We start from the raw sequence: 18,675 nt of genomic DNA on the forward strand, positions 1-18,675 counted from the left end.
TTCTCCTCAGCCGCGCTGCCAGGCGCCGACCAACTGGCCGAAGCGCTCGGCCATCATCGCGGTCGCCGCCTCGTCGTCGAGCTTGCCGGCGAGCCAGCCGCGTGCCGCATCGCCGAAGATCGTCCGGCCGACAGCAAAACCCTTCACCGTGCTCGCGCCCTTGGCCAGCCGGAAAGCGGCTTCCAGTTCGGCGGCCGGCGCATCGAGGCCGAGCAGCACGACGCCGCGGCAATAGGGGTCGTTCTCTGCAATCGCGGCATCGACCGCCGCCCAGGCCGCCGTGCTCGGCTGGCCTTCCAGCTTCCACCAGTCCGGCTTGATGCCGATCTCGTAGAGCCGGCGCATGACGCTCGCCATGGTGTCGTCGCCGACCGGCCCGTTCTTCGAGCAGATGATCTCGACCAGCAGCTCGCGGCCGACCTGCCGGCAGGCAAGCGCGACGCGCTTGAGGGTCGCCTCCTGCCCGGCCTTCAGCGCCGCATCGTCATCGGGGTGGTAGAAGGCCAGCACCTTGGCGATGTGATCGACCGGCCATTCGTTCAAGGCGGCGCCCAGCGAGCCGTCCGCATCCGTCTCCAGGCGCAGCGGCCGCGAGCCCGGCACCTCGAGCGGCCGGGCGATCCAGAAACCGTGATCGCCGGCGCGGAACAGCGCCTCGCGGCCATAGCGACCATCGAGCAGCATACCGAAGCCCGGCGCGCCCTTGGCGACCCGCGCCGCGGCATCGACCGCAAGCCGCTTGAAGGCAGGAATGCGCTCGCGCGGCGCGCCCGCCTCGTCCGCCATCGCCTCGACCTGGGCGCGGTGGTCGATGGCGAGCGCCATCAGCGTTTCGGCCTGCGGCCGCCGGGTCGTCGCCCAATGGACATGGTTGATCGCAACGTCATGGCGCAGTGCCCGATGCGGCGAGCCATGCTTCAGGAAGAACTGCAGTTCGGCGAAGGTCGGGCTCTCCGGCGAGCAGAGCAGGCGCGAGACGGCGAAGGCGCCGCAGGCATTGGCCCATTTGCAGCAGGTCTCGACCGGCTCGTCGCGGAGCCAGCCGCGCAGGAAGCCGGACATGAAGGCGTCGCCCGCTCCCAGCACATTGTAGACCTCGACCGGGAAGCCCGGGCCCTTGATGCCGTCCTCGATTGATTCTGGGATGGCTCCAGGGAAAACCACACACCCCATCGGGCCGCGCTTGCAGACGATGGTCGCCCGGCTCAGCGCCCGGATGTTGCGGATCGCGGCGAGCGTATCCTCCGAGCCGCCGGCTGCATGCAGTTCCTCTTCCGTGCCGACGATCAGATCACAATCGGGCAGGATCGCCTGGAGATGCTGGGTCACGTTATCCGAGCGGATATAGCGCTCTTCGCCCGCGGCATGGCCGGCGAGGCCCCAGAGATTGGGCCGGTAGTCGACATCGAACACGACCTTGCGGCCGTGCTTGCGGGCGAGCGCAATCGCCTTCTTCTGCGCCTTCGCGGCGTTGGGGATCGCGAAATGCGTGCCGGTGACGACGACCGCCTTCGCCGAGGCGATGAAATCCTCGTCGATCTCGCTCTCGTCGAGCGCCGCGTCGGCGCAATCGGTGCGGTAGAAGATCAGCGGAAAGGTCTTCTCGTCGCGCACGCCGAGGATCACCAATGAGGTCAGCCGCTTCGGATCGACCACGACGCCGCTGGTCTCGACGCCCTCGCGCTGCAGCTGCTCGAGGATGAAGCAGCCCATCTGCTCGTCGCCGACGCGGGTGATCACCGCCGATTTCAGCCCGAGCCTGGCGGTGCCGATGGCGATATTGGTCGGGCAGCCGCCGACCGCCTTGGAGAAGCTCGCCATGTCCTCGAGCCGGCCGCCGATCTGCTGGCCGTAGAGGTCGACCGAGGAACGGCCGATGCTGACGAGATCGAGCACAGGTTCAGGCATCGTCGCGGACTTTCTCGGCAGTGCCGACGGCAAGCGTCATCGCGAGGGCGAAGGTCGCGGCCATCGAGCGGAAGGCACCATAATCGGCCTCGCTGACTTCGAGGCAGAGATCGCAATGCGCCGCCAGCGGGCTGAGCGCGTTGTCGGTCAGGACGATGACCGGGACACCGGCAGCCTTGGCCACCGCCGCCATCTCGATCGTCGCCGGGGTGTAGGGCGCGCAGCTCACCGCGAACATCACGTCGCCCGGCCGGGCCATCGCAGCCTGCTCGGCCCCCAGCGACGCGACATTGTCGACCAGCACGGCGCGGATGCCGAGCTTGCCGAAGGCATAGGCGAGATAGGCGACGACCGGGAACATGCGGCGCGCGCCGACGAGCACGATGGTGCGAGCCTCGGCGAGCATGTCGGTTGCCCGCTCGACCAGAGCGGCGTCGAGTCCGCGCCTCAATCGCTTCAGCGAGGCCTCGCCGGCATGGACGAAGCCGTCGAGCAGCGCCGCGGCCATGCCGGGCCCGGCCGCCCCGCCCTCGCGCAAAGCTACGAGTCGCTCGCGATGGTCGGGCAATTGCTGGCGCAGCCGGGAGCGGAAGACCTGTTGCAATTCGCTGAAGCCGGAATAGCCGAGCGCCTGGGCGAAGCGGACCAGGGTCGAGGGCTGCACGCCGGCCTTCTGCGCAATCTGCGAGGCGGTGTTCAACGCCATGTCATCGGGATGGGCCAGAGCATGGTCGGCGACTTGGCGCAGCCGCCGTGGCAGAAGCGGGGCACGCTCGCGCAGCAATGCGACGAAGCCCTCGAAATCCGGCCTTGGCGTTCCCTGCTGAAGCTCTGCGGACATGGGGCTCCAATCGCGTCCGGCCGGCTCTGCGGCGGCCTTGACTTGCGGGGGCGAAGATTGAAATATTTGTTCCACTAGTCAAGCAGAACAAAAAATCTGTGCCGAAATTTCGGATTTGGGGAGCAGGCGCCAGTTGTCGGAAGCACGGGATTTCAGCCGCAATCTGGCAGGCAAGGTGGCTGTCGTCACCGGCGCGACTCAAGGGCTGGGCGAAGCGATCACGCGCGAACTCGCAGAACGCGGCGCCGCCGGCCTGATCCTCACCGGCCGTAACCGCGAGCGCGGCGAAGCGGTGGCGCAGAGCCTGCGCTCCGGCGGCTGCGATGCCCGCTTCCACAGCGTCGACCTCGCCGATCTCGCCGCCGTCAGGACGATCGTTCCGGCGGCCGACAAGGCCTTCGGGCGGCTCGACATTCTGGTCAACGCCGCCGGCGACACCGACCGCGGCACCATCTTCGACACCTCGCCCGAACTCTACGAGCGCATCATGGCGGTCAACCTGACCGCGCCGTTTTTCCTGATCCAGGACGCGGCGACGCTGATGCGGCGCGAGAAGACGCAAGGCGCCATCGTCAACATCCAGTCGATGTCGGCTCATGGCGGACAGCCTTTCCTCGCCGCCTACAGCGTCTCGAAGGGCGCGCTCGCGACGCTGACGAAAAACGCCGCCTACGGGCTGCTCGCCGACCGGATCCGGGTCAACGGCCTCAATATCGGCTGGATGTCGACGCCGGGCGAGGACGCGATCATGCGCCTGCGCCATGGCGCCGAGGATGGCTGGCTCGACAAGGCCGCCGCCGGCCAGCCCTTCGGCCGGCTGATCGATCCGCGCGAGGTCGCCAAGGCCGTCGCCTATCTGGCTTCGGCGGAGTCGGGGCTGATGACCGGCGCCAATATCGACTTCGACCAGAGCATTCTCGGCGCGCACGACTAGCGCGGCCGCAACTCGACGACGGGAAACAGGATCACGATGCGTTTTGGTCTTTTGGGCGCCGGCAGGATCGGCCGGATTCACGGGCTGAATGTCGCAGCGCGCGGCGATGCCACCCTGGTCGCGCTGGCCGATGCCTCGCATGACGCCGCGGCCTCGCTCGCCGCTGTCTCCGGCGCCAAGGTCGCCAGTGCCGAGGCGATCCTGTCCGATTCCTCGATCGATGCTGTACTGATCTGCACGCCGACCGACACCCATGCCGATCTGATCGAGGCCGCGGTCTCGGCCGGCAAGGCGGTGTTCTGCGAGAAGCCGGTCGATCTCGACGCTGCCCGCATCCGCCGCTGCCTCGATATCGTCGCGAAATCCGGCAAGCCGCTGATGATCGGCTTCAACCGCCGCTTCGACCCGAACTTCTCTGCGCTGGAAAAGCGCCTGCGCATGGGCGAGGCCGGCGCGATCGAGATCGTCAGCGTGATCTCGCGCGACCCCTCCCCGCCGCCGGTGGACTATGTAAAGCGCTCGGGCGGCCTGTTCCGCGACATGATGATCCATGATTTCGACATGGCGCGCTTCCTGCTGGCCGAGGAACCGGTCGAGGTCTTCGCGCTCGGCTCGGCCCTGGTCGACCCGGCTATCGGCGCCGCCGGAGACGTCGACACCGCCGCCGTGCTGATGCGCACCGCGAGCGGCAAGATCGCCCAGATCTCGAACTCGCGCCGCGCGTCCTACGGCTACGACCAGCGCATCGAGGTGCATGGTTCGCAAGGCATGCTGCGCGCCGGCAACATCCATGAGACCACGGTCGAAATCGCGACCGGCGCCGGCTTCCGCGCCGACCCGGTGCAGAACTTCTTCCTCGAGCGCTATGCCGGCGCCTATCGTGCCGAGCTCGACGCCTTCATCGCCGCGGTGCGCGACCGGCGCCAGCCCGCCCCCTCCGGACAGGACGGGCTCAAGGCCCAGATCCTGGCCGACGCCGCGACCGAATCGCGCCGCACCGGCAAGCCGGTCGCCGTCGCGCTGGAGACGATCTGATCATGTCGCCTGCCGATCTCGACCTGCGCCAGTTCGCCGTCCTCGGCCTCGTCGCCGAGGCCAGCCGCCTGGCACTCGACTATTTCAACAAGCGCGACAGCCTCGGCATCACCATGAAGGGTGAACAGGACTGGCTCACCGTCGCCGACGGCGCGGTCGAGGCCTTCCTGCGCGAACGGCTGGCGGTGCTCTTCCCTGCCGACGCCGTGATCGGCGAAGAAGGCGGCGGCGAGGCGGCCGATGCGGTCTGGATCATCGACCCGATCGACGGCACCGCCAATTTCGCCCATGGCGACCGCAACTGGTGCATCTCGATCGGCCTCCTGCTGAACGGCGTGCCCGAGATCGGCATCGTCAGCGCCCCGGCACTGGACGAAGTCTATGTTGGCCGCCGCGGCCGCGGCGCGACCCTGAACGGCGAGCCGATCAAGGTCTCCGGCCAGACCAACATGGCCCATTCCTGCATCGAGATCGGCTGGTCGACCCGGATTCCGCACGCGGACTATCTCGCCACCGTGCAGGGGACGTTGGTGGCGGGTGCATCGGTCAGGCGCGTCGGCTCCGGCACGCTCGGCATCTGCCATGTCGCGGTCGGCCGGACCGACGGCTATGCCGAGCACCACATCAATGCCTGGGACGTCGCGGCCGCCATGGCGATCGCCGCTGAAGCCGGCGCCGATCTCAACGACTTCTTCGCCGGCGACGGCATCCGCACCGGCAACCCGATCCTCTGCTGCACACCCGGCCTCTCGGCCGAGTTGGAACGGATCACCGGGATCATTTGCCGGCGCAAGGGTGATTGATCTTTTCCCGCGAACCATCAGTATCGCTGCAAGAACAAAAGAACAAAAATCAACCATCGGGGAGGACGACATGCAGAAATCCAACTGGCTCCGGGCGGGGCTCCTGGCGACGCTCGCCGGCGGCGCGCTGCTCGCGGCGACACCGGCCAGCGCGCAGGGCTCGCTGGTGATGTATTGCGGCGTCCAGGAGGAATGGTGCCGCGCGATGAGCGGTGCCTTCGAGAAGGAAACTGGCATCAAGGTCGCGATGACCCGCAAATCGGCCGGCGAGGTCTATGCGCAGGTCAAGGCGGAGGCCTCGAATCCGCGCGGCGACGTCTGGTGGGGTGGCACGGGCGACCCGCATCTCCAGGCAGCCGAGGAGGGCCTGACCCTCGAATACGAATCGCCGGTCAACAAGGACCTGCATCCCTGGGCGATCTCACAATGGGACGCCGCCAAGAAGCGCACGGTCGGCATCTATGCCGGCGCGCTCGGCTACGGCTTCAACACGCAGCAGATCAAGGCCAAGGGCCTCGCCGAGCCGAAATGCTGGGCCGACCTGCTCGATCCCAAGCTGAAGGACGACGTCCAGGTCGCCGACCCGAACTCCTCGGGCACGGCCTATACGCTGCTCGCGACGGTGGTGCAGCTGATGGGCGAGGACAAGGGCTTCGACTATCTCAGGGCCCTGCACAAGAACATCAGCCAGTACACCAAGTCGGGCGCCGCCCCCGCCAAGGCAGCGAGCCTGGGCGAGACCGCGGTCGGCATCGTTTTCATCCACGACGCCGTCGTGTTCGCGGTGCAGGGCGACCCGATCAAGCCGGTCGCTCCCTGCGAAGGCACGGGCTACGAGATCGGCTCGATGTCGATCATCAAGGGCGCGCGCAATCTCGACAATGCTAAGAAGTTCTATGACTGGGCCCTGACGCCGGCGGCCCAGGCGCTCGGCGCCCCCGCGAAGTCCTACCAGGTGCCCTCGAACAAGAACGCTCCGGTTCCGGCTCAGGCGCCGAAAATGTCGGAGATGAAGCTGATCAACTACGATTTTGTCAAATACGGCTCCTCGGCCGAGCGCGTCCGCCTGCTGACCAAGTGGGACAAGGAAATCAAGGCGCTGCCGAAGTGATCCGGTACTGACGAAAGCGAGATCAAGACGATGCGTCCCGCGACCCGGCTCGCGCTGCTGGTCGGCTGGCTCGGCTATGCGCTCATCCCCTGGTATCTCACCGAGGGGATGAGCCTGACCGGATTCGGCTGGCTCGCAGGCTATCCATTCGGCAAGGCCGGAACGGCACTGGCGCTGGCCCTCTCGGGCAGCGCGCCCTGGCTGCTGCCGGTCGGCATCGCGCTTGTGGTGGCGACGCTGCTGAGCAACCGGCAACCCGACACCGCGACAGGCTCCGCCCTGATCTGGACCGGGCTCGCCGGGCTCGTCTTCTTCTTCGCCCAGGGCTTCGCCGTCACGCTCAAGGGCCAGGGGATTCCCTGGCTCGCGGCGCTGCTCGGCGGCGCCGGCGCGGCGCAACCCGGCATTGGCTTCGGCGCCTTCCTGACCGTGCTCTCGCTGCTGCTGCTGCTCTGCCACGGCCTGGCCTATCGCGGCGTCTGCCGCGGCGACATCTTCACGACGTCCTCGATCGGCATCGTCATCATGCTGATCGGGCTGTTCATCTTCCTGCCGGTGTCGACCATCCTGCAGAGCGCGTTGGTCGACTCCGATGGCGGCCTGGCGCTCGGGGAGTTCGTCGAGCGTTTCCTCAGCCCGACGATCTGGGGCCTCGGCTGCCTCACCGCCAACACCAATTGCGGCGTTGCCTGGAACACGCTGATCCTGGCCGTGCTGACCGGCGTGATCACCACCCTGCTCGGCCTCGCCTGCGCGCTGCTGATCCTGCGCACCGGCATGCCCGGCAAGCGCGCCATGCGCCTGCTTACCGTGCTGCCGATCATCACGCCGCCCTTCGTCATCGGTCTTGCGCTGATCCTGCTTTTCGGTCGCTCAGGCCTGTTCTCGACCCTGATGTTCGAATGGTTCGGGGTCCCGCGCTCGCGCTGGATCTACGGATTGCCCGGCGTGCTCCTGGCGCAGGTCCTGGCCTTTGCGCCGATCGCCTTCCTGGTGCTGATCGGTGTGGTGCAGGGCATCGCGCCGAGCCTGGAAGAGGCCTCGCAGACGCTCGGCGCCAAGCGCTGGACGACCTTCCGGACCGTTACCTGGCCCTTGCTACGGCCCGGCCTTGCCAACGCCTTTCTGCTCGGCTTCGTCGAGAGCATGGCCGATTTCGGCAACCCGCTGGTGCTCGGCGGCAATTTCGAGGTGCTTTCGACCAAGATCTTCTTCGCCGTGGTCGGCGCAGCGCATAATCAGGGGCAGGCTGCGGTACTCGCCATCGTGCTGCTCGGCTTCACCCTCGCAGCCTTCTGGGCGCAGCAGCGCTGGCTCGGCAGCAAGTCCTACACGACCGTCACCGGCAAGGGCGATTCCGGCCTGCCGACGCCGCTGCCGCGCCGGATCACCTGGATCTCCGCGCTCGTGATAGGGCCCTGGGTGGCGCTGACCGCAGTGATCTACGTCGTCATCCTGATGGGCGGCTTCGTGAAGACGATGGGGCGCGACTACACTCCGACGCTGCAGCACTACATCACCGGCTTCTCGATCGATTTCAGCCGCGGCTTGCATTTCGACGGCTCGGCCTGGCCGTCCTTCTTCACCACGCTGAAGCTCGCGGCGATCTCGGCCCCGCTGACAGCGCTGATCGGCCTGCTCACCGCGTACCTCTTGACGCGCCAGCGCTTCGCCGGCCGCGGCGCGCTGGAATTCGCGACCATGCTGAGCTTCGCCATTCCCGGCACGGTGCTCGGCGTGGCCTACATCCTCGCCTTCAACGTGCCGCCGGTCGAGATCACCGGCACGGGGCTGATCCTCGTCATAGCCTTCGTCTTCCGCAACATGCCGGTCGGCGTGCGCTCCGGCATCGCCGGGCTGTCGCAGATCGACAAATCGCTCGACGAGGCCTCGGCGACGCTCTCGGCCCGCAGCTTCACCACGCTCTGGCGCGTCGTGCTGCCGCTCCTGCGCCCTGCCCTGGTCGCGGCGCTGGTCTATAGCTTCGTGCGCAGCATGACGACGGTCAGCGCCGTGATCTTCCTGGTCTCGGCCGAGTACAACCTCGCCACCGCCTATATCGTCGGACGCGTCGAGGCCGGTGAGTTCGGCCTCGCCATCGCCTACTCCTCGGTCCTGATCGTGGTGATGGCCATCGGGATCAGCCTGATCCAGCTCGGCGTCGGCGAGCGCAAGCTCGGCCGGCGCGGCACGCCCGCGCTCGCCTCCTCCGCCGCCGAGCCGATCAAACAAGGATAAGCCATGCCCAAGGCCGGCCCCGCCTCCGTCGAGTTCCGCAATGTCAGCATGCGCTATGGCGCGGTGACGGCCGTCGACAATGTCAGCTTCTCGATCGAGGCCGGCAAGCTCGTGACCCTGCTCGGCCCCTCCGGCTGCGGCAAGACCACGACGCTGCGCATGATCGCCGGGCTCGAGATCGCCAGCGAAGGCCAGATCCTGATCGGCGGCAAGGACGTCACCAAGCTCTCGGCCGCCGACCGCGACGTCAGCATGGTGTTCCAGTCCTATGCGCTCTTTCCCCATATGAGCGTGCTGGAGAACGCCGCCTATGGGCCGACCGTAAAGGGGCTCTCCAAGGAGACCGCGCGCGACATGGCGCTGGAGAAGCTGGCGCTGGTCGGCCTCAAGGGCTTCGAGAAGCGCTTTCCCTCGGAGCTGTCCGGCGGCCAGCAGCAGCGCGTCGCGGTCGCCCGCGCGCTGGTGCTGGAGCCGCAGGTGCTGCTCTTCGACGAGCCGCTGTCCAATCTCGATGCCAAGTTGCGCCGGCGAGTGCGCGAGGAAATCCGCGAGCTGCAGCAGAACCTCAACCTGACCGTCGCCTATGTCACGCATGACCAGGAGGAGGCGCTGGCCGTCTCCGACCGGATCATCGTGATGTCCAACGCCCGCATCGCCCAGGAAGGCGCGCCGCGCGAGCTCTACGAGCAGCCGGTCGACGCCTTCGTCGCGGACTTCATCGGCGACGCCAACCTGCTCGATACGACGATCGGCTCGGTCTCCGGCGAGATGGCGACGGTGACGCTCGGACAGGCGACGCTTTCGCTGCCGGCGCGCGGGCTTGCGGCCGGACCGGCCAGGATCGCGATCCGCCCCGAGAGCCTGCTGATCGATGGCGCGGAGGCCGGCGCCGGCCTGCCCGGCACGGTGCGCAAATGCACCTATCTCGGCAACCACCAGGACATCATGGTCGCGACCGCGCTCGGCGAGCTTTTCGTCGTCCGCTACGGCGCCCATGCGATGCTCGAGCCGGGCACTCCGGTGCGGCTCGGTTTCGCGAATTCGGGGGTCACGCTGATCCCGCCCGCCTGAGCGGAACGGCGCAAAAACAGATTTCTCCAATCGCCGATTTCTGCCGCAATATCAGCATGTTTCGCGTGCATAGCCTATAAGCTGGCTAATGAAAAACTCAGGAATCCGAGCTATGCTGCGGCCTTGAGTCGATAGAACCTCGGAAAGACCCTCGGCACGATGAACGCGAGCGACAACGCCACCACCATCCTGATCCACCTTGCAGGCGGCGTCGCGCTGCTGATCTGGGCGGTGCGGCTGGTGCGAACGGGGGCGATGCGCGCCTTCGGCGTCTCGCTGCGGCAGGCTCTGCAGAGCTTCACGCGCAACCGTTTCGCAGCCTTCGGCAGCGGCATCGCCGTGACCATGGTGCTGCAGAGCTCGACGGCGACGACGCTGCTCGTCTCCTCCTTCGCCGGGCGCGACCTGATCGTGCCCGCAATGGCGCTGGCGGTGCTGCTCGGCGCCAATCTCGGCACCGCGCTCGCCGCCTTCGTGATCTCGATGGATCTCGGCTGGGTCTGGGGCTTGTGCCTTGCGGTCGGCGTCGCGCTCTATCTCGGGCATGAGGCGATGGACCGGGCCCGCAATATCGGGCGCGTGCTGGTCGGCATCGGGCTGATCCTGCTCTCGCTGATCGAACTCAACGCGGCCGCCGCACCGCTCGCCCAGTCGCCGACCTTCCGCACCGTGCTCGGCGCGCTCTCCGGCGAGCCGCTGCTCGCCGTGCTGGTCGCCGTCGCCGCGACCTGGCTGACCCATTCGAGCATCGCCGTCATCCTGCTGATCGCGACCTTCGCGGCCTCCGGCCTGTTTCCTCCGGCGACGGCGATCGCCCTGGTGCTGGGCGCCAATCTCGGCAACGCGCTGATCCCGGTGCTCGACCAGATCGGGGCTCCGGCGGCGCAGCGGCGCGCGGCCGTCGGCAATCTCCTGACGCGGCTGATCCTCGTCGCCGCCCTGCTGCCCTTCGCCAAGCCGCTCTCGGCCTGGCTGAATGCCCTGCCCGGCCCCGATGCCCGCCTCGCCATCGAGTTCCATGTCGGCCTCAACCTGATCGGCGCGCTGATCTTCCTGCCCTTCGTCGGCCCGATCTCGGCGCTGGTTGGCAAGCTCATGCCGGGCCAGAAGTCGGCCGATGCCGTCGTCAAGCCGCGCCATCTCGACCCGAGCGTGCTCGACAGCCCGACCGAGGCCCTCGCCGGCGCGATGCGCGAGGCGCTCAGCCTCGGCGACCGCGTCGAGGCGATGCTGCACGACACCATGCAGATGATCGAGAAGGACGAGCTGAAGCTCTCGCGCGCCATCGCCGAGGCGGATGACGGCGTCGACGCCATCCATGAATCGATCAAGCTTTATCTGGTGAAGGTCTCGCGCAACGAACTCAGCGAGGCCGAGAGCCGCCGGCTGCTCGAGATCATCACCCTGATCACCAATCTCGAGCATATCGGCGACATCATCGACAAGAACCTGCGCGAGCTCGGCGAGAAGAAGATCCGCAAGCGCTACGCGTTCTCGCCCGAAGGTCTCGCCGAGATCCGCGACTTCCACCAGCGCGTCGCCTCCGGCCTGCGCCTCGCGCTCAACGTCTTCGCCACCCGCGATGTCGCGCTGGCGCGCCAGCTCTTCGCCGAGAAGGCGCCGATGCGCGACGCCGAGCGCCACGCCACCGAGAGCCATTTCGAGCGCCTGCGCAGCGGCCGGCCGGAATCGATCGAAACCAGCGCGATCCATCTCGACATCATCCGCGATCTCAAGCGCATCCATGGCCATGCGGCCTCGATCGGCTATCCGATCCTGGAAAGCGCCAATGCCCTGCGCGAGAGCCGGCTGAAGGCCGACGAGGAGGCGAAGCCGGAGGTCAAGCTGGCGCCGGCGACGCAGCCCGGCCGCTAAAACTGGACCTGGGGGCGCGATTTCGGCTTTGGCGCCATGGACGCCATGCGCCGGATGCAGCGCGCGCCAATTGACGCAGCGGCTGGCCGCGCCCAAGCCTGAACCATGACCTCGATCCCGCTGAACGCCCGCGCCGCCCGCCCGCTGATGCCGATGCTGGCGGCTCTCAGCATGGCGCATCTGCTCAACGACCTGATCCAGTCGATGATCCCGGCGCTCTACCCGCTGATCAAGGAGGCGTACCAGCTCGACTTCGCGCGGATCGGCCTGATCACTCTGGCCTTCCAGGTGACCTCCTCGCTGCTCCAGCCGGTGCTCGGATATGTCACCGACCGCCGGCCCTGGCCCTATGCGATGGTCGCCGGCATGGGTTCGACCCTGCTCGGCCTGCTCGGGCTCTCCTTCGCGGTCAGCTACGAGATGGTGCTGGTCTCGGCGGGCCTGGTCGGGCTCGGCTCGGCGGTGTTCCACCCCGAAGCGACCCGGATGGCCCGCCATGCCGCCGCCGGCCGGCAGGGCTTCGCCCAAGGCATCTTCCAGATCGGCGGCCACACCGGTTACGCCATCGGCCCGCTGCTGGCTGCCGCCATCGTCGTGCCCCGGGGGCAGCAGAGCCTCGCCTGGTTCTCGGTGATCGCGCTGGCGGCGATGGTGCTGATGGCCTGGACCGGCGCACGCTATGCCGCGATGCGGCGCGACCAGGCGGCGGCGAGCAAGGATAGGCCCGCCGAGCCGGCGGCGGCGCGCCTGCCGCGCGGCCATATCGCCCTGGCGATGACCGTGCTGATCATCATCCTGTTCTCGAAGAACGCCTACACGGCGGGCTTCACCTCCTACTATACCTTCTATCTGATCGAGCGCTTCGGGATCAGCCTGCAGCTCTCGCAGATCATGCTGTTCCTCTATCTCGTCGTCGGTGCGGTGGGCGTCATCGTAGGCGGCATGATCGGAGACCGGATCGGCCGCGACCGGCTGATCTGGATCTCGATCCTGGGCTCGCTGCCCTTCGCCCTGCTGCTGCCCTATGCCGACCTGTTTTGGACGGGCGTGCTTAGCATCCTGATCAGCCTGATCATGGCCAGCGCCTTCTCGGCGATCCTGATCTACGCCATCGATCTCGTGCCCCACCGGGTCGGGCTGGTCGGCGGGCTGTTCTACGGGCTGGCCTTCGGCCTCGGAGGCATCGCCGCAGCCGGGATCGGCGCGCTGGCCGACCAGATCGGCATCGTCGCAGTCTTCAAGCTCTGCTCCTGGCTGCCGGCCGTCGGCCTGCTGGCCTTCCTGCTGCCGCGCATGCCGAACGCGTCCTGAGATCAGCGTTGCGCGTGAAAGCGCGCAAGCTCAGGACTTGCCATCGCAGGACTCGGGCTCTGCAGCGCCGGCGGCGGCTGCCGTCGGCTATTGGGGCCTGCGCCGGGGCGTGGCGTCGCTCGGCGCCGTGTACCCGCTACCCGAGGCCTCCATCTGCCGATCCGAGGTCTCGGCCTCGTCGTCGCGATGGCGGAAGTTCCAGATCTCCTTGGCCCTCTCCCAGTGCTCGCGGTCGCGGCCCTCGGGTTGCCCCTCCTCCATCCAGAGCCGGTAGGCGATCCTGCGGATCTCCCGCTGCGCATTGCCGACATCGGCCATGTCGTCCTCCTTGGCTTGCTGCTGCAGGTCTGGGTCAACACCGGACAGGCAGGATGGTTCCCGGAGGGGACCAACCTCTTGCAACGAACCGTGGTGCGGCCGGACGGGCGGTCCCTGTCTAGCCTCGCCTGCTCGCGCTGCCGGGCGGCGGTGCGACTTGCCGCCCGTGCCTGATCGCCGCGGCGCCGTCGCTTTCATGCTCCTCGAAAGGCGCGTGGGGCCCAGTCGGATGCTGGGAAAGCGGGCTTGGCCCGTTGCGCCTCTGCTCCGGCGCCCCGGACTGCCCCGGTCGCTGGGCCGTCCGGTAGACCGCCGGCGCGTCCGTCAACATCGGTGTCCTCTGATTGGCCATGGCGTTGTCTCCTCTCGGGAGCAACGGGCCAATGCGCGCGAGGTTCCGGCGCAGGCATCGCAGCGACGAAGCCGCTTGGGCCGCGGCGGAGTTCCGCGCGCTTCCTGTTTGCCAATTCGCAAACAAGCCCGGAGGGCGACCAGCTATCGCTAGGCCGCTCCCTTCCGCGACCGGACGGGGAGCGCGGCGCCGGCCGTCGCCGGTCTGCCGCCGCAACGGCTATTCAGCGGAAGGGGAAATGCATGGCCGAACGTCTGACAAAGGCGGGGGCGCGAAACGTCTTCTATGGCGGGTCGATCTTCTTCTTCGCCATCTTCGTCGGCCTTACGGCCCACAGCCACTGGTTCATCCGGACGCAATCGACCGATGAATCGACGCTGACCCAGGCGGTCGCCCGCGGCAAGCATGTCTGGGAGCGCAACTCCTGCATCAACTGCCACACGCTGCTCGGCGAAGGCGCCTATTTCGCGCCGGAGCTCGGCAATGTCTGGAAGCGCTATGGCGGCGACAAGGACCATGCCGGCGCGCGCGAGAGCCTGAAGGCCTGGATGGGGGCGCAGCCGACCGGCATCGAGGGCCGGCGCCAGATGCCGCAGTTCAACCTGACCGATCAAGAGCTGAACGATCTCGCCGATTTCCTGGAATGGACGAGCCGGATCAAGACCCAGAAGTGGCCGCCCAACGATGCCGGTTGAGACAGCGCGACAGGAGAGAGCCATGAGTGGCTACAACACAACGAGATACAAGACCCAAAGCGTCGCAATGCTCTACTTCTACGGAGCACTGGCGCTGTTCGTCGCGCAGGTGGCGTTCGGAACCCTCGCCGGACTGATCTACGTCCTGCCCAATACGCTGTCCGAGCTTCTGCCCTTCAGCATCGTCCGCATGATCCACACCAACGCGCTGGTGGTCTGGCTGCTGCTCGGCTTCATGGGCGCGACCTATTACCTCTTGCCCGAGGAGGCGCAGACCGAGCTCTACAGCACCAAGCTGGCCGTCATCCAGTTCTGGCTGTTCTTCATCGCGGCGGCGGTGGCGGTGGTCGGCTATCTCTTCCGCATCCATGAGGGCCGCGAATTCCTCGAGCAACCCTTCGCGATCAAGGTCGGCATCGTCGTGGTGGTGCTGATCTTCCTGTTCAACATCACCATGACCTCGCTGAAGGGCCGCAAGACGACCGTCACCAACATCCTGCTCTTCGGCCTGTGGGGCCTGGCGATCTTCTTCCTGTTCGCCTTCTACAACCCGATCAACCTCGCGCTCGACAAGATGTACTGGTGGTACGTCATCCATCTCTGGGTGGAAGGCGTCTGGGAGCTGATCATGGCCTCGGTCCTGGCCTTCCTGATGATCAAGCTCAACGGCGTCGACCGCGAGGTGGTCGAGAAGTGGCTCTACGTGATCGTCGGCCTAGCCCTGTTCTCCGGCATCCTCGGCACCGGCCACCACTATTACTGGATCGGCGCGCCCGGATACTGGCAGTGGATCGGCTCGCTGTTCTCGACGCTGGAGGTCGCTCCCTTCTTCACCATGGTGATGTTCACTGTCCACATGACCTGGAAGGCCGGCCGCAATCATCCCAACCGCGCGGCGCTGCTCTGGTCGATCGGCTGCTCGGTGATGGCCTTCATCGGCGCCGGCATCTGGGGCTTCCTGAACACGCTGTCCTTCACCAACTACTACACCCACGGCACGCAGCTGACCGCCGCCCATGGCCACCTCGCCTTCTTCGGCGCCTATGTGATGCTGAACCTCGCGGTGATGGCCTACGCCATTCCCGAGCTGAAGAACCGGGCGCCGTACAACCAGTGGCTCTCGATCGTCAGCTTCTGGCTGATGGTGCCGGCGATGATGGTGATGACCTTCGCCCTGACCTTCGCCGGCGTGGTGCAGACCCATCTCCAGCGCGTGCTCGGCCAGTCCTTCATGGAGGTCCAGGACCAGCTCGGCCTGTTCTACTGGGTCCGGCTCGGCTCCGGGGTCGTGGTGGTGATCGCCGTGCTGATGTTCGCCTGGGCGGTGCTCGTGCCCGGCCGCGAACGCGAGCCGCAGGCCCTCGGCCTCGCCCAGCCCGCAGAATGACGCTGAGGCCCGCCGGCTCAGGCCGGCGGGCCCCGACCGCATGCTTCCCAGGGAATTCAGACGATGAACATGATCTCGCCTCCGCCACTCGCGGCACCGCTCGCCGACAGCTGCGACATCCCCGCCTACAGCGCCTCCGGCAATGAGCGCGCCCTGTTCGAGAAGGCCTGGGAGAAGCGGCTGCCGCTCCTGCTCAAGGGGCCGACCGGCTCCGGCAAGACCCGTTTCGTCAGCCATATGGCGGCCACCCTCGGCCTGCCGCTCTTCACCGTGGCCTGCCATGACGATCTTTCGGCTGCCGACCTGACCGGCCGGCATCTGCTCAAGGGCGGAGAGACCGTCTGGGTCGATGGGCCGCTGACCCGCGCCGTGCGCGAGGGCGGGCTCTGCTATCTCGACGAGATCGTCGAGGCCCGCAAGGACGTCGCGGTCGTATTGCACCCGTTGACCGACGACCGGCGCATCCTGCCGCTGGAGCGTACCGGCGAGCTGCTTTCGGCCCCGCCCGCCTTCATGCTCGCGGTCTCCTACAACCCCGGCTACCAGAACCTCCTGAAGAACCTGAAGCCGTCGACCAGGCAGCGTTTCGTCTCGATCAGCTTCGACTTCCTGCCGCGCGACCGGGAGATCGCCGTGGTCGCGCAGGAAAGCGGGCTCGACGAAAGCGCGGTCGCGCCGCTCGTCGACCTCGCCCGGCGGCTGCGCAGCCTGAAGGGACAGGATATCGAGGAAGGCGTCTCGACCCGCCTGATCGTCTATGCCGCGAGCCTGATCGCGGCCGGCCTGCCGCGGCAGGAGGCGGTGATGGCTGCGATCATCGAGCCGCTGACCGACGAGCCCGAAGTGCGAGCCGGCCTCGTCGAGGTCGCCCGCGCGGTTCTCGGCTAGGAGAGCGCCATGCTGGACTTCCTCGAGCTCGAGGAAACCGTCGGGCGCTTCTGGCACAAGCTGGTCGGCGACACCGGCAGCCTGGCGCATCACCCGCAGGCGGCGGTGAGCCTGGCCGCGATGGCGCCGGCGCTCGCCGTCTGCTTCCGCGGTTTCGGCGGCGAATCCGGCGTCAGGATCGTCCCCGCCCGCGAGCGCGCCGCGCCCCACCGGCTCAATCTGCGGCAGCGCGTCGGCCTCGGCGAGGAACGTCTGGCGCAGGCGCTGCGCGCCTCCGACAGCCTGCAGCTGCCTGTCGAGATCGCCATCTTCCCCGAGGTCGCCCTGAACCGCGACCTCTATGTCTGGCTGACCGCCTGCATGGCGCGGATGACACCACAGCCTGTCGCGGAAACCGACCCTCTGCAGCGCGACCTCGCCCTGATCGCCCTCGCCCGCGACCTGGTCCGCGACGTCCTGGCGACCTTCCCCGGCCTGGCACCGACCTATGCGAGGCTCGCCGCGGCGACGCTGGCAGACCGCCGACGCCAGAGCCTGCCGGCGACGGAGAGCAAGGTCGAGGCGCTGATCACGGCGCAGCTGCGCGGCGAGGAGTTGCCGATCCAATCCGAGGACTGGCCGGTCAAGGCGCCGCCCGGCTATCTGCCGGCGCTCGACGTTCCGCTCTGGCCGCTCGCCAGCGCCGCCAAGCTCGCGCGCTCGCGCCGCAGGGACGAGGACAGGCCGCTCCCGGCGACGCCGCATGCCGCCGAAGAGATGAAGACCTATGCCGCCAGCCGCGACGAGACCGCGGAAGCCTGGAGCGAGCGCAGCCCCTTCGTCCTCAACCGCTTCGAAACGATCCTGGCGATGTCGGAGATGGTCGCTGTCGACCGCCCCGCCGACGACAGCGAGGAGCATGACCCCGAGGCGGCCGACGAGCTCGACGACATGGTGCTGAGCGAGCGCAAGGGCCGCCCGGCTTCGCGCTTCCGCTTCGATCTCGACCTGCCACCGGAAGCGATGGACGAGACGGTGCTGGCCGGGCCGCTGACCTATCCCGAATGGGATTTCCGCAGCGCCAGCTATCGCGAGGACTATTGCCGCGTCCTGTCCGCCATCGCCGGCCAGGAGATCGCGGCGCCCGCACTCGATCCCGCGACGCGGGCGCTGGTGCGGCAGGTGCGCCGCCAATTCGAGGCGTTGCGCCCGCTGCGCGAGCCGCAGCGCAGCCAGATCGACGGACCGGATCTCGATCTCGACGCGGTGGTGCGCCGCCAGGCCGACCTCGCCGCCGGCGGCCCCGGGAGCGACCGCATCCATATCGCCAGCCGGCCGCAAGCGCATGATCTTGCAGTCACGACGCTGATGGACGTCTCGCTCTCGACCGATTCCTGGTTCGACGATCTGCGCGTGCTCGACGTCGAGAAGCAGGCGCTCACCGTCTTCGCCCATGGTCTGGCCGCCTGCGGTGACCACCACGAGATCCTGACCTTCACCTCGCGCCGACGCGACTGGGTGCGGATCGAGACGCTGAAGCGCTTCGACGAGGCGATGGGGCCGGCGGTGGAGGCGCGCATCGCCGCGCTGAAGCCGGGCTACTACACCCGCATCGGCGCGGCGATCCGCCATGCCGCGGCCGGGCTCAAGGCCCGCCCCGACCGTCGCAAGCTGCTGCTGGTGCTGACCGACGGCAAGCCCAACGACATCGACCACTATGAGGGTCGCTTCGCCATGGAGGACACCCGCATGGCGGTGATTGAGGCGCGCCGCGCCGGCATCTGCGTCTTCGCGGTCACGGTCGACCGCGAGTCGCGCGCCTACATCCCCTATCTGTTCGGACGCAACGGCCATGCTGTGGTGTCGAAGCTGGAGCGCCTGCCGACCGCCCTGCCGGCGATCTACCGCGCGCTGGCAGCCTGAGGAGCC

Annotated in this window: 15 protein-coding genes; 12 read left to right on the top strand and 3 right to left on the bottom strand. The window is 67.7% G+C overall.

Annotation, left to right across the window (positions count from 1 at the left end; translation table 11 throughout):
* Window positions 1-6: 6 nt before the first annotated feature.
* Both RKE40_RS09905 and RKE40_RS09910 read right to left on the bottom strand, forming a co-directional pair.
* Window positions 7-1,908 (bottom strand): bifunctional 5-dehydro-2-deoxygluconokinase/5-dehydro-2-deoxyphosphogluconate aldolase, encoded by a 1,902-nt coding sequence (locus RKE40_RS09905; protein ID WP_316018069.1) that lies wholly within the window; start codon window positions 1,906-1,908, stop codon window positions 7-9.
* Window positions 1,901-2,749: a MurR/RpiR family transcriptional regulator gene (locus RKE40_RS09910; protein WP_316018070.1), complete on the bottom strand. Its 849-nt coding sequence runs from the start codon at window positions 2,747-2,749 to the stop codon at window positions 1,901-1,903. Before RKE40_RS09910 ends, RKE40_RS09905 begins: the two co-directional genes overlap by 8 nt.
* Before the next feature lie 133 nt (window positions 2,750-2,882).
* Between RKE40_RS09910 and RKE40_RS09915 the strand changes: the two genes are divergently transcribed.
* The 8 genes from RKE40_RS09915 to RKE40_RS09950 all read left to right on the top strand — a co-directional run bounded on the left by RKE40_RS09915 (window position 2,883) and on the right by RKE40_RS09950 (window position 13,127).
* A complete protein-coding gene (locus RKE40_RS09915; protein WP_316018071.1) occupies window positions 2,883-3,683 on the top strand; it encodes an SDR family oxidoreductase in 801 nt (266 codons plus the stop codon).
* Between the two features lie 36 nt (window positions 3,684-3,719).
* Window positions 3,720-4,718 (top strand): inositol 2-dehydrogenase, encoded by a 999-nt coding sequence (iolG, locus tag RKE40_RS09920; RefSeq protein ID WP_316018072.1) that lies wholly within the window; start codon window positions 3,720-3,722, stop codon window positions 4,716-4,718.
* 2 nt (window positions 4,719-4,720) lie between these two features.
* Window positions 4,721-5,521 carry an inositol monophosphatase family protein gene (locus RKE40_RS09925; protein WP_316018073.1) on the top strand — a complete coding sequence of 267 codons (801 nt, stop codon included), beginning with the start codon at window positions 4,721-4,723 and terminating at the stop codon, window positions 5,519-5,521.
* Window positions 5,522-5,591: 70 nt separating this feature from the next.
* Window positions 5,592-6,632 (top strand): ABC transporter substrate-binding protein, encoded by a 1,041-nt coding sequence (locus tag RKE40_RS09930; protein ID WP_390893302.1) that lies wholly within the window; start codon window positions 5,592-5,594, stop codon window positions 6,630-6,632.
* Window positions 6,633-6,662: 30 nt separating this feature from the next.
* A complete protein-coding gene (locus tag RKE40_RS09935; RefSeq protein WP_316018074.1) occupies window positions 6,663-8,870 on the top strand; it encodes an ABC transporter permease in 2,208 nt (735 codons plus the stop codon).
* Between the two features lie 3 nt (window positions 8,871-8,873).
* Complete coding sequence (locus RKE40_RS09940; RefSeq protein ID WP_316018075.1) at window positions 8,874-9,941, top strand: ABC transporter ATP-binding protein; 1,068 nt, start codon at window positions 8,874-8,876, stop codon at window positions 9,939-9,941.
* Between the two features lie 159 nt (window positions 9,942-10,100).
* A complete protein-coding gene (locus RKE40_RS09945) occupies window positions 10,101-11,816 on the top strand; it encodes a Na/Pi cotransporter family protein (protein ID WP_316018076.1) in 1,716 nt (571 codons plus the stop codon).
* A 105-nt stretch (window positions 11,817-11,921) separates the two neighbouring features.
* A complete protein-coding gene (locus RKE40_RS09950; RefSeq protein ID WP_316018077.1) occupies window positions 11,922-13,127 on the top strand; it encodes an MFS transporter in 1,206 nt (401 codons plus the stop codon).
* An 87-nt stretch (window positions 13,128-13,214) separates the two neighbouring features.
* On the opposite strand, the gene RKE40_RS09955 is transcribed toward RKE40_RS09950, so the two are convergent.
* Window positions 13,215-13,445, bottom strand: coding sequence for a DUF2934 domain-containing protein (locus tag RKE40_RS09955; protein WP_316018078.1), 231 nt, complete (start codon window positions 13,443-13,445; stop codon window positions 13,215-13,217).
* 594 nt (window positions 13,446-14,039) lie between these two features.
* On the opposite strand from RKE40_RS09955, the gene RKE40_RS09960 reads away from it, so the two are divergent.
* The 4 genes from RKE40_RS09960 to RKE40_RS09975 all read left to right on the top strand — a co-directional run bounded on the left by RKE40_RS09960 (window position 14,040) and on the right by RKE40_RS09975 (window position 18,669).
* On the top strand, window positions 14,040-14,492 hold the full coding sequence (locus RKE40_RS09960; protein ID WP_316018079.1) for a c-type cytochrome: 453 nt from the start codon (window positions 14,040-14,042) through the stop codon (window positions 14,490-14,492).
* A 22-nt stretch (window positions 14,493-14,514) separates the two neighbouring features.
* Window positions 14,515-15,879, top strand: coding sequence for a cbb3-type cytochrome c oxidase subunit I (locus RKE40_RS09965; protein ID WP_316018080.1), 1,365 nt, complete (start codon window positions 14,515-14,517; stop codon window positions 15,877-15,879).
* A 69-nt stretch (window positions 15,880-15,948) separates the two neighbouring features.
* Window positions 15,949-16,767: a CbbQ/NirQ/NorQ/GpvN family protein gene (locus RKE40_RS09970; RefSeq protein WP_390893304.1), complete on the top strand. Its 819-nt coding sequence runs from the start codon at window positions 15,949-15,951 to the stop codon at window positions 16,765-16,767.
* 9 nt (window positions 16,768-16,776) lie between these two features.
* Complete coding sequence (locus RKE40_RS09975) at window positions 16,777-18,669, top strand: nitric oxide reductase activation protein NorD (RefSeq protein ID WP_316018082.1); 1,893 nt, start codon at window positions 16,777-16,779, stop codon at window positions 18,667-18,669.
* The last annotated feature ends 6 nt before the right edge of the window (window positions 18,670-18,675 follow it).

The organism is Allobosea rubneri, assembly GCF_032464875.1.
In the GTDB taxonomy this organism is placed as follows: Bacteria; Pseudomonadota; Alphaproteobacteria; order Rhizobiales; family Beijerinckiaceae; genus Allobosea; species Allobosea rubneri.

Coding starts and splice junctions, on each gene's coding strand:
- RKE40_RS09945 (WP_316018076.1), top strand. CDS start 10,101: ATGAACGCGAGCGACAACGCCACCACCATCCTGATCCACCTTGCAGGC.
- RKE40_RS09905 (WP_316018069.1), bottom strand. CDS start 1,908: ATGCCTGAACCTGTGCTCGATCTCGTCAGCATCGGCCGTTCCTCGGTC.
- RKE40_RS09960 (WP_316018079.1), top strand. CDS start 14,040: ATGGCCGAACGTCTGACAAAGGCGGGGGCGCGAAACGTCTTCTATGGC.
- RKE40_RS09925 (WP_316018073.1), top strand. CDS start 4,721: ATGTCGCCTGCCGATCTCGACCTGCGCCAGTTCGCCGTCCTCGGCCTC.
- RKE40_RS09955 (WP_316018078.1), bottom strand. CDS start 13,445: ATGGCCGATGTCGGCAATGCGCAGCGGGAGATCCGCAGGATCGCCTAC.
- RKE40_RS09930 (WP_390893302.1), top strand. CDS start 5,592: ATGCAGAAATCCAACTGGCTCCGGGCGGGGCTCCTGGCGACGCTCGCC.
- RKE40_RS09910 (WP_316018070.1), bottom strand. CDS start 2,749: ATGTCCGCAGAGCTTCAGCAGGGAACGCCAAGGCCGGATTTCGAGGGC.
- RKE40_RS09965 (WP_316018080.1), top strand. CDS start 14,515: ATGAGTGGCTACAACACAACGAGATACAAGACCCAAAGCGTCGCAATG.
- iolG (WP_316018072.1), top strand. CDS start 3,720: ATGCGTTTTGGTCTTTTGGGCGCCGGCAGGATCGGCCGGATTCACGGG.
- RKE40_RS09935 (WP_316018074.1), top strand. CDS start 6,663: ATGCGTCCCGCGACCCGGCTCGCGCTGCTGGTCGGCTGGCTCGGCTAT.
- RKE40_RS09975 (WP_316018082.1), top strand. CDS start 16,777: ATGCTGGACTTCCTCGAGCTCGAGGAAACCGTCGGGCGCTTCTGGCAC.
- RKE40_RS09940 (WP_316018075.1), top strand. CDS start 8,874: ATGCCCAAGGCCGGCCCCGCCTCCGTCGAGTTCCGCAATGTCAGCATG.
- RKE40_RS09950 (WP_316018077.1), top strand. CDS start 11,922: ATGACCTCGATCCCGCTGAACGCCCGCGCCGCCCGCCCGCTGATGCCG.
- RKE40_RS09970 (WP_390893304.1), top strand. CDS start 15,949: ATGATCTCGCCTCCGCCACTCGCGGCACCGCTCGCCGACAGCTGCGAC.